The organism is Candidatus Methylomirabilota bacterium (genome assembly GCA_035260325.1).
Lineage (GTDB): Bacteria > Methylomirabilota > Methylomirabilia > Rokubacteriales > CSP1-6 > AR19.
This window is the reverse complement of record DATFVL010000104.1, coordinates 1-2,974: the sequence shown is the minus strand read 5'-3', so window position 1 is coordinate 2,974 and position 2,974 is coordinate 1. Positions and strand designations below refer to the sequence as shown.

General features: G+C 74.0%; 4 protein-coding genes. 1 reads left to right on the top strand and 3 read right to left on the bottom strand.

The annotated features are described in order from the left end of the window. Positions 1-1,091 (top strand): O-antigen ligase family protein (locus tag VKG64_07235; GenBank protein ID HKB24834.1); only part of this gene is annotated, 1,091 nt, incomplete at its 5' end. 149 nt (positions 1,092-1,240) lie between these two features. On the opposite strand, the gene VKG64_07230 is transcribed toward VKG64_07235, so the two are convergent. The 3 genes from VKG64_07230 to folK all read right to left on the bottom strand — a co-directional run. Beyond that, positions 1,241-1,942: a hypothetical protein gene (locus VKG64_07230; GenBank protein HKB24833.1), complete on the bottom strand. Its 702-nt coding sequence runs from the start codon at positions 1,940-1,942 to the stop codon at positions 1,241-1,243. Next, complete coding sequence (locus VKG64_07225; GenBank protein HKB24832.1) at positions 1,939-2,451, bottom strand: sigma-70 family RNA polymerase sigma factor; 513 nt, start codon at positions 2,449-2,451, stop codon at positions 1,939-1,941. The genes VKG64_07230 and VKG64_07225 overlap by 4 nt, the downstream gene beginning before the upstream one ends. Positions 2,452-2,457: 6 nt before the next feature. After that, a partial coding sequence (folK, locus tag VKG64_07220; GenBank protein ID HKB24831.1) for a 2-amino-4-hydroxy-6-hydroxymethyldihydropteridine diphosphokinase occupies positions 2,458-2,974 on the bottom strand: 517 nt, incomplete at its 5' end.

Below are 2,974 nucleotides of genomic sequence, written 5' to 3'. Positions count from 1 at the left end.
GCGCCGGCTGGCCACTCGCCGTCCCGATGGCCGCCTTCGCCGCCTGGACGCTCGTCGCGGCGCTCGCCTCGCCGCGCCCGCTCGAGAGCCTCGTCGCCGCGAAGGGGCTCCTCACGCTCGGCGCCTTCTACGTGGTTCTGCACGCGCTGCCCGACCGGCGTGCGGCGGAGCGGTTCGTCACCTGGCTGTTCGTCGCGGTCGCGGTCGTCGCCGTGCTCGCGATCGTGCAGGTCGCGGCCTGCCCGGCCTCGGGCACCGTCGCGTCGGACTCGGCCGCGGTCCGCCTGCTCTTCAGGAAGTGTGCCCGGGCGCGCGGCTTCTTCTCGATCTACATGACGCTCGCCGGCGTGGAGGCCCTCGTGCTCGTCGGCGCGCTGCCCCGGCTGGCGCGCGCCGGGCGGCCCCTCGCGTGGGCCGGCCCCGCGTGGCTCGCGGTGGCGGCGGCGCTCGGCCTCACCTACGTGCGCGGCGCGTGGCTCGGCTTCGCCGCGGGCGCCGTCGCGTGCGCGCCGGTCTTCCCGCGGCGTCGTCTCGTACTGGGCGCGCTCGTCCTGAGCGTCGTCGCCGTGCTCGCCGTCGAGCCCGGCGTCTTCCAGCGGCTGCTGACGATCGGCGATCCGGCGGACGACACGGCGCGCGACCGCCTCGCGATGCTGGAGACGGGGCTCGCGCTCGCGCGCGCGCACCCGCTCACGGGCGTCGGGCCGGGGCAGGTGAAGCACCTCTACCCCGCCTGGGCCCCGCCCGAGGCGCTCCGGCGCTCGACGAGCCACCTGCACGACTCGCCGCTCCAGATCGCGGTGGAGCGGGGCCTCCCCGGTCTCGCGGCCTGGGTCGCCATCTGGGTGGCGTTCTTCGGCGCGGCCGTGCGCGTCCTGCGCCGGCTCGGCCCGGCCGACGCCGCCGCGCGCGCGATGGTCTGGGGCTCCATCGCGGCGATCGTGGCGTTCCTCGTCGCCGGGCTCTTCGAGTACAACTTCGGCGACACGGAGGTGCTCCTGGTCGCCGTCGCGCTGATGGCGCTGCCCTTCGTCGTCGCGCGCGACCTCGACGACGCCGCCCCGGGCGTCCGCGCCGCCGACGCCCGGTGATGGCCCCCGTTCGCTGAGGTACCGGGGGGTGGGTGCCCCTCGGAGACCCGTAGCTTCTACGCGTTTGCCGGGCGCAGGGCGCCCGACGTAACACCGAGGGCCCTGGTTGCTAGCGTGGTCGACGAGGGGCACCCCGCCCCCCGGTAGCATCAGTAGGCGGGCACCGGCTCCGTCGCCGTCCGCACGCGGACGAAGTAGTCCTTGAACCGCTCGAGGTCGCTCTGCGAGACCATGTCGGACACGATGAAGCACGCCAAGTCGCCCTGCCTCCACACCCACGCCGAGAAGCCGCTTTCGTTCAGCAGCGCGGGTCTGAACCGGCCGATCTGGACGCGCCGGCGCTCGGGCACGGGCAGGCCGGGGGCGGGAAGCACCGTGTACGTCACGAGGTGGCCGTCGACATCGCGGTAGGAGAGCGCCATCCCGCGACGGCCCTCGACGTACACGGGCTCGGCGCCGACGAAGGTCAGCCGGTCGTCGCCGGCGAAGACGCGCGCGAGGCCGATCCCCGACTCCTGCGTGAGCCAGGGGAGCGCCGCCGGGATGATCCCCGCGTGCCGCGCGCCCCACATGAGGGCGCGCTCGTGCTCCGCGACCACGGACCGCATGAGCCGCTCGGCCGGGTCGGCCGGCGCGGTCCGGGGGAGCAGCGGCAGGAAGACCAGGAAGAGCACGAGCGCCGTCCCGGCCGCGGAGAGCGCGACCGTGAGCCAGGCGGGCTGCGCGGGCCGCGGCGCCGCCCCCTCGGCGACCGCCGCGCGCAGGCGCGCCGGCGCCGGGTGGCGCGGCAGCTCGCTCGCCAGCCGCCGGCCCAGCGCTTCGTCCGAGGAATCCGAGAGCCGCTCGTTCATCCCTTGTCGTAGTCGGAGAGGAGCGTGCGCAGCCGCTCCTTCGCCCTGAAGATCCTCGACTTGACGGTGCCGACCGGACAGCCCATGACGCGCGCGACTTCCTCGAGCGGCATGCCTTCGACCTCCGCCAGGAGGAGCACGGTCCGGAATTCCTCCGGCAGACGGCTCATGGCGCGCTCGAGATCGGTGTGCGCCTCCATCGCGTTCGCCGTGTACTCGGGCGCATTCTGGAACATCGGCACGTCCCAGTCCGGTACCCCGTCGTCCGCGATCGCGGTCTCGCGCTCGCGGAGCCGGTAGAAGGTCAGGAACGTGTTCCTCAAGATCTGAAACAACCAGGCGCGGAGATGGGTTCCCGCCTGGAAGCGATGCGAGAAGCGGAAGGCGCGGAGGTAGGTCTCCTGGACGAGATCGTCGGCCTCGGGCGGATTGCGCGTCAGGTAGATGGCGAAGTTGTAGAGCGCGTCCAGGTGCTGGAGCGCCTGCCGCTCGAAGTCGTCGGAGGCCACGGCCGCTCAGTCCTCGAACCAGCGCGCCGGATAATCCCCCGGCCGAACGTCGTGCTCGTCGACGAGCTCCTCCAGGAGCTCGCGGATCGTGCGGTACAGCGTCGGGTGCTCGAGGTCGGGCGCGACGTCGGCGAGCGGCCGGAGGACGAACGCGCGCTCGGCCAGGAGCAGGTGCGGGATGTGAACGTCGTCGGGGACGCTGACGACCGCGTCGCCGTAGAAGAGGATGTCGATGTCGAGCGTGCGCGGCGCGAAGCGGGCGGCCTCCGGCGCTCCCTCCGGGCGCACGCGCCCGAGGGCCTGCTCGACGGCCTGGAGCTCGTGCAGCAGCCCGCGCGGCGACAGCGTCGTGTCCACGACGACGACGCAGTTCAGGTACCAGGGCGTCTCGTCGCGCGTCCGCCCGGGCTCGTGCTCCCACGGCTCGGCCTCGTAGAGGCGCGAGGCGGCGACCATCTCGACGGAGGGGAGCCCCGTGAGCCGGCGCACCGCCTCGCGGAGGAGGGCCGGGCGGTCGCCGAGG